We start from the raw sequence: 6,940 nt of genomic DNA, 5'->3' as shown, positions 1-6,940 counted from the left end.
CCACCATGGCCGCCGCCTCCACCGAAGCCGCCACCACCATGGCCGCCGCCGCCTCCGCCACCGCGCGCCAACGCTACCGTCGGCGCCGCCGCAAGACCAACCGATGCAGCCGCCAACAATGCGATAACCATCTTGCGTAACATTACACCACTCCGTCAGTATCGCACCCAGCCCGCGATCATGATCAGGTGGCGATCATTTGCGAGATCGCGATGCGCACACCGCTCAACTCCGTGCGAGCGGAGTTTAAATTCCAGTTTAGAGAGAGTTGAACGGCGCAGTCGGAGTAGCGCTGTGGTATTACATCCGAAATGAAAAACGCCCGCTTCGTTGCGGGCGAAAAAAACGACCGCGGCACGAAGGCCGCGGTCGTTTGATTTTTGGTTCGCGTTACGCCGGCGGCGCGTTGATGATCTGAAGCTGGGTGAATTCGGCAAGACCCTCTTCGGCGAATTCGGTGCCGATGCCCGACTGCTTGGCGCCGCCGAACGGGATGTTCGGGGCCATGTCGAGATGCTTGTTGATCCACACCGTGCCGGCCTCGATGCGGCTCGCGATCTTGTGAGCCCGCGCGGTGTCCGACGACCACACCGACGCGCCGAGCCCGTAATTGGTCGCGTTGGCGCGGCGGATCACATCCTCGTTGTCGGAGTATTTGATGATCGGCAGCACCGGCCCGAACTGCTCCTCGTCGACCAGCCTCGACCCCTCCTTGATGTCGCGCACCAAAGTGGGCTCGATGAAGTAGCCCGGACGGTCCATCGCCGATCCGCCGGCGATCACGTTGCCGTTCTTGTGGGCGTCCTCCAGGAACGCCTTCACCTTTTCGTACTGCATCTTGTTCTGCAGCGGACCGAGCTTGGTGCCTTGCTTGGAGCCGTCATCGACCACGGTGTTCTTCGCGATCGCGACCAATTCGTTGCAAATCTCGTCGTAGACGGATTCGTGCACATAGAGCCGCTTGATGGCGAGGCAGACCTGGCCGGAATTCTGGAACGCGCCTTCGAAGATGCCGGGCGCAACCTTCTTCGGATCGACGTCGTCGAGCACGATGCCGGCGTCGTTGCCGCCGAGTTCCAGCGTGATGCGCTTCAAGGTCTGCGCAGCGCTCGCCATCACCTTCTGCCCCGTCGCCGTTGAACCGGTGAACGAGATCTTGCGGATATCAGGGTGTTTCGTCATGTGGTCGCCGAGGTCGTTGGCATCGGCGATCACGTTGAGCACGCCCTTCGGCAGGATGTCCTGCACGAGCTCGGCAAAGCGCAGCGTCGAGAGCGGGGTGGTGGGCGCGGGCTTCACCACGAGCGTGTTGCCTGCAAGCAGGACCGACGGCAGCTTGAAGCTGAGGATCAGCAGCGGATAGTTCCAGGGGATGATGGCGCCGACCACGCCGAGCGGGCGGCGATAGGCTTCGACGCGGCGGTCGCCGGAATTCTCGACCACCCGCATCGGCAGATCGAGCGAGCCGAGATAACGGAAGAAGGCGGCCATGCCCATGACCTCGCCCGTCGCATCCGCCAGCGGCTTGCCCTGCTCGCTGGTCAGAATTCGCGCGAGTTCGTTGCCATTGGCCTCGATCGCTTCCGCCATCTTGATCACAAGCTTGCGGCGCTCCTCGATCGGCGTGGCGGCCCAGGCCGGGAAGGCGGCCTTGGCGGCGGCGACGGCCTGATCGAGCTGCTGCTTGGACGCGCGCGGACATTGCGCCAGCACGTCTTCGGTCGCTGGATTGAGGACCGGCATGGTCAGATCGCCGGGTACCATCTTTCCGTCGATCAGAAGATTATAATCACTCATTGGCTTGCTCTCCCTGTGAACGGGCCCTTGGCGCCTCGCCGGTTATGAACCTCGTTATATTCACGTGCATATCACGATTGCGGAAGATCGGCTATTGCCAAGATCGGACTTGACGGTGATAGGGCGACTATTTTCCCTTCACGAACGCCGCGAAGGCGTCCGCATAATCCGGATGCCAGCGCGACAGCGCGGGACGGTTCTCGACGATGTCGCCGACGGCCCAGAGGATGCGCCGCTCGTCGAGCTGCCGCGGCACGTCATTGTCGGGGCAAAGGATGTAGAAGTCGCCCGCATCCAGGCGCTCGATCATGAAGTCGATCGTCTGCTCCGACGTCCAGGCGCTGGCCGGCTTCTCGGCGCGGCCGCGTGCGGTCAGGCCGGTGAAGACGAAGCCGGGGATGAGCAGATGCGCGGTGAGGCGGCAGCCCGGCGTGTTGCGCAATTCATGCTGCAGCGCCTCGGTGAAGGCCTTCACGCCGGCCTTGGATACGTTGTAGGCCGGATCGCCCGGAGGCGTCGTGATGCCCTGCTTGGAACCGGTGTTGATGACGAGGCCGTCGCGCCCGCGCTCGATCATGCGCGGCACGAAGGCATGCGTGCCGTTGATGATGCCCCACAGGTTGACGCCGAGAATCCTCTGCCAGTTCTCGCGCGGACCGAACATTTGGCTGCCCGGCTGGATGCCGGCATTGTTCATCAGGATGTCGGTGCCGCCGAACCGCTGTTGCACCGCGCTTTCCAGCTTCACGAGATCCTCGAACCGGCTGACGTCGACGGTTTCGGTCATGATGCTGCCGGCGCCGCCGGGCGCGATCGATGACAGTTTTGTGGCGGCTTCCTTGAGACGGTCGACACCGATATCGGCGACACAGACCTTCATGCCCGAAGCGGCGAAGCGCATGGCGGCGGCGAGTCCGATACCGGACGCGCCTCCGGTGATTACGGCGACATGATTTGGCGACATGGCGGGATGTGGCATCGTCTCTCTCCGACAAATATGTGGCAGCGATCTCTAGGCTAACACGGCGGGCATGCCATGCGCGAAGGTGCATGGGAGGTCTTCATTGCCGCACTGCCCGCTATGAGGCCGGCTGCTTTACGGATTCGGGTCGCCGTTGTAGAGTTCCGCATATAACGGGTCTGAAACCCGCAAGGCCCGTCATTTAAATCTCGTTCCATATCAAGGGAGTGCAAACATGGCTGTCACACAGGCAATTCCGATCACGCGTCATCCTTACGCGGACGGTTCCTACAAGAAGATGCTGATCGACGGCCAATGGCTCGATGCGGCCTCCGGTAAAAAGTTCGAGACCCACAATCCCGCGACCGGCGAATTGCTCGCGACCGTGGCCGAAGGCGACGCGGAAGACATCAACCGCGCTGTGGCAGCGGCGCGCCGGGCCTTCGAGGGCCCGTGGAGCAAGGTCAAGCCGTTCGAGCGGCAAAGCATGCTCCTGAAGCTGGCCGAACTGGTGGAGAAGAATTTCGAGGAACTGTCGCAGCTCGATACGCTCGACATGGGCGCGCCGATCAGCCGCACCCGCGGCAACCGCCTGCGGGTGCTCGGCATGCTCCGTTATTACGCCGGTCAGGCGACCGCGCTGCATGGCGAGACCATCGAGAACTCGCTGCCGGGCGAGATCTTCTCCTACACCTTGAAGGAGTCGGTCGGTGTGGTCGGCGCGATCATTCCCTGGAACGGGCCCTTGGCGGCCAGCGTCTGGAAGATCGGTCCGGCGATCGCAACCGGCTGCACAGTCGTGCTGAAGCCGGCGGAAGAAGCGCCACTGACGTCGCTGCGGCTCGCCGAGCTCTGCATGGAAGCCGGCATTCCGCCTGGTGTCGTCAACGTGGTGCCGGGCTACGGCGAGACCGCGGGCGCGGCGCTCTCCTCACATCCCGGCGTCGACAAGGTCGCCTTCACCGGTTCGCACGTCACGGGACAGGCGATCGTGCGGGCGTCCGCTGGCAACCTCAAGCGCGTCTCGCTCGAGCTCGGCGGGAAGTCGCCGGACATCGTGTTCGCCGATGCCGATCTCGACCAGGCGGTGCCGGGCGCGGCGATGGCGGTGTTTGCCAATTCCGGGCAGATCTGCAGCGCGGGTACGCGGCTGTTCGTCGAGCAGAAGGTCTATGACGAGTTCGTCGGCCGCGTCGCCGAGTTCGGCAGGAAGCTACAGGTCGGCAACGGCATCGACCCGAACACGCAGATCGGCCCCCTGGTGTCGCAGCAGCAGATGGATCGTGTCTCCGACTATCTCGAGATCGGCCAGAAGGAGGGCGCGAAGGCGGTTGCCGGCGGCGCACGGCTGACCGAAGGGCCGCTCGCCAAAGGCTATTTCGTGCAGCCCACGGTGTTCGCCAATGTGCAGGACAATATGCGCATCGCGCAGGAGGAGATCTTCGGGCCTGTCATCTCCGCAATCGCCTTCAAGGATACCGACGAATTGATCCAGCGCGCCAATGCCACGATGTTCGGGCTCGGCAGCGGTGTCTGGACTACCAATGTCAGCAAGGCGCATCAGGTTGCGCGGGCGCTGCGCGCCGGCTCGGTCTGGGTCAACTGCTACCAGGCGATGGACCCGGCGGTGCCGTTCGGCGGCTACAAGATGAGCGGCTATGGCCGTGAATCCGGCAAGCAGCATCTGGAAGAATATCTCAACGTCAAGGCGGTCTGGATCAAGACGGCCTGATATTTAAGCGGCGCGGTGTTCTTCCGAGTGGCGGCCCTCGTGGCCGCCACTCGCTTTTCAGCGGCGCGTGCCTCCCCTATAGTGCCGGCAACGACAACACAAAATCCGGGGCAGGCATGAAATTCCCGTCGCTTTTCTCTCCTCTCAAGTTCGGTCCCTACCAGCTCCAGCATCGCGTGGTGATGGCGCCCTTGACGCGGATGCGCGCGGAAAAGCCGTCGCTGGCGCCACGGCCGCTGAACGTGGAATATTATGCTCAACGCGCCACGCCGGGTGGCCTGATCATCGCGGAAGCCTCGCCTGTGGTGAATACCGGGTTCGGCAGTCCCGGCATTCCCGGCATCTACAGCGAGCAGCAAATTGCCGGCTGGCGGAAAGTGGTCGATGCCGTGCACGCCAAGGGCGGCATTATCTTCCTGCAGCTCTGGCATGTCGGACGCGTCTCACATTCCTCGTTCCAGCCGGGCGGCGCGCTGCCGGTCGCGCCTTCCGCCGTGGCGATCTCGTCCGAATTCAAGGCGATGACGGCGGACGGCAAGGTCGTCGATTACGAGACGCCGCGCGCGTTCGAGACCTCTGAGATTCCCGGCGTGATCGAGGCCTACCGCGAGGGTGCGAAGAACGCGCTGAAAGCCGGCTTCGACGGCGTCGAGATCCACGGCGCCAACGGCTATCTGGTCGAGCAGTTCCTGCAGTCGCGCAGCAATTTGCGCACCGACCAGTATGGTGGCTCCATCGAGAACCGCGTGCGCTTCCTGATGGAAGTGACGAAGGCCGTGATCGAGGTGTGGGGAGCGAACCGCGTCGGCGTGCGGCTGTCGCCTTACGGCATCGCCAATGGCAGCGGCGAGGCGGACCCGATGCCGCTCTACGGCCACGCCATCAAGTCGCTCGATCCGCTCGGGCTTGCCTATCTGCACTTCATCGAGCCGCGCTCCTCCGGCGCCGGCCGCGCCGAGGTCAATCACCAGAACGTGCCGTCGGCGATGGTGCTGTACCGCCCGATGTGGAGCGGCGTCCTGATCACCGCCGGCGGCTTCACCGGCGAGACGGCGGATGCCGCAATCGCCGCGGGACACGCGGACGCAATCGCCTTCGGCCGCATCTTCATCTCCAATCCGGACCTGCCGCGCCGGCTGCAGCGCAGCTATCCGATAACGCCGTATAATCGCGCGACGTTCTACGGCGGCGAGGAGAAGGGATATACCGATTATCCCGCGCACAACGAGATGGCACAGGCGTAAACATCGCTGTCATTGCGAGCGCAGCGAAGCAATCCATGGTTCCGCGCGTGGAGAGATGGATTGCTTCGTCGCTTTCGCTCCTCGCAATGACGAGGAAACGAGAAGCGAGAATGGCCAAAGCTGCCGCTGCAGGAGGTATCGCGTCGGGCCAATGCCTGTGCGGCGCAGTTCGGCTTGAGATCGACGTGCCGGCGCGCTGGGCCTGGCACGATCATTCCGCGCCGAGCCGCCGCGCGCATGGGGCGGCCTACGCGACCTATGTCGGGAGCTGGCGCAAGCGGTTTCGCATCATCGCGGGAGAGGATGCGATCACGCGCTATGAGGATCCGGCGACGAAGACCGTGCGCAGCTTCTGCGCGACCTGCGGCACGCCGCTGTTTTACGAGCGCGCGCATTCGGCGCACATGGTGAACATTCCGCGCGCGCTGTTCTTGGGCCGTACCGGCCGGCAACCGCTCTATCACATCGCAATCGAAGAGCTGCAGGAGTGGGCCTATACCGGCGAACCGCTGGTGCCGCTGAAGGGTTATCCTGGCGTGGTCTGGCATCGCTCGAAAAAGAAGAAGCGGCCGGATCGCGAGGGGATGTTTTGATTCTTCGTAGCCCGGATGGAGCGAAGCGCAATCCGGCGACACGGTGCAAACCCTGGATTGCGCTGCGCTTCATCCGGGCTACGCCGTGTGCCCGCAAGCCTCTGCGCAAGGCAGCCATGAGCGCAGGCGCGATTGCTCGAGGCCGGCAAGTTTGGTCATGATGCCTCTTCCCGCGCGCCAATGAGCCCGAGGGTAGGAGGAGACATGAAGAATCGCATTACCGGGCGTTCGGCGTTCCTGGCGCTGTTGAAGGACGAGGGCATCTCGCATCTGTTCGGCAATCCCGGCACCACCGAATTGCCGATCATGCATGCGCTGAAGGATCATCCCGACCTCACCTATGTGATGGCAATGCAGGAGAGCCTGGTGGTGGCGATGGCCGACGGGTTCAGCCGCGCCTCCGGCAAGCTCGTCGCCTGCAACGTCCATGTCGCGCCCGGGCTCGGCAACGCGATGGGCTCGTTGTTCAACGCCAAATTCACCGGCACGCCATTGATCCTCACCGCCGGCCAGCAGGAGCAGGGCCACGGCTTGACGGAGCCGGTGCTTTATGGGCCGCTGGTGCAGATGGCCGAGCCGCTGGTGAAATGGGCGGTTGAGGTGACGCGACTAG

General features: G+C 63.6%; 6 protein-coding genes. 4 read left to right on the top strand and 2 right to left on the bottom strand.

Annotated features, from left to right (window positions below; genetic code table 11):
• Positions 1-390: 390 nt before the first annotated feature.
• Together CWO89_RS38590 and CWO89_RS38585 are read right to left on the bottom strand one after the other, a co-directional pair.
• Positions 391-1,797, bottom strand: coding sequence for an aldehyde dehydrogenase family protein (locus CWO89_RS38590; protein WP_130583576.1), 1,407 nt, complete (start codon positions 1,795-1,797; stop codon positions 391-393).
• A gap of 127 nt (positions 1,798-1,924) precedes the next feature.
• Entirely contained in the window at positions 1,925-2,776 is an 852-nt protein-coding gene (locus CWO89_RS38585; RefSeq protein ID WP_130583575.1) for an SDR family NAD(P)-dependent oxidoreductase, read from the bottom strand.
• Between the two features lie 217 nt (positions 2,777-2,993).
• Here CWO89_RS38585 and CWO89_RS38580 point away from each other — a divergent pair, with 217 nt between their 5' ends.
• The 4 genes from CWO89_RS38580 to CWO89_RS38565 form a co-directional block, all read left to right on the top strand.
• Positions 2,994-4,490: an aldehyde dehydrogenase family protein gene (locus CWO89_RS38580; protein ID WP_130583574.1), complete on the top strand. Its 1,497-nt coding sequence runs from the start codon at positions 2,994-2,996 to the stop codon at positions 4,488-4,490.
• A 116-nt stretch (positions 4,491-4,606) separates the two neighbouring features.
• A complete protein-coding gene (locus CWO89_RS38575) occupies positions 4,607-5,734 on the top strand; it encodes an alkene reductase (protein ID WP_130583573.1) in 1,128 nt (375 codons plus the stop codon).
• 110 nt (positions 5,735-5,844) lie between these two features.
• Positions 5,845-6,327: a GFA family protein gene (locus CWO89_RS38570; RefSeq protein WP_130583572.1), complete on the top strand. Its 483-nt coding sequence runs from the start codon at positions 5,845-5,847 to the stop codon at positions 6,325-6,327.
• A 204-nt stretch (positions 6,328-6,531) separates the two neighbouring features.
• Positions 6,532-6,940, top strand: a 409-nt coding sequence (locus tag CWO89_RS38565; protein WP_245476771.1) for a thiamine pyrophosphate-binding protein, incomplete at its 3' end; no start/stop codon positions are given.

The organism is Bradyrhizobium sp. Leo170, from assembly GCF_004296405.1.
Taxonomy (GTDB): Bacteria; Pseudomonadota; Alphaproteobacteria; order Rhizobiales; family Xanthobacteraceae; genus Bradyrhizobium.
The sequence above is the reverse complement of the archived record's forward strand: the minus strand, read 5'-3'. Positions and strand labels throughout refer to the sequence as shown.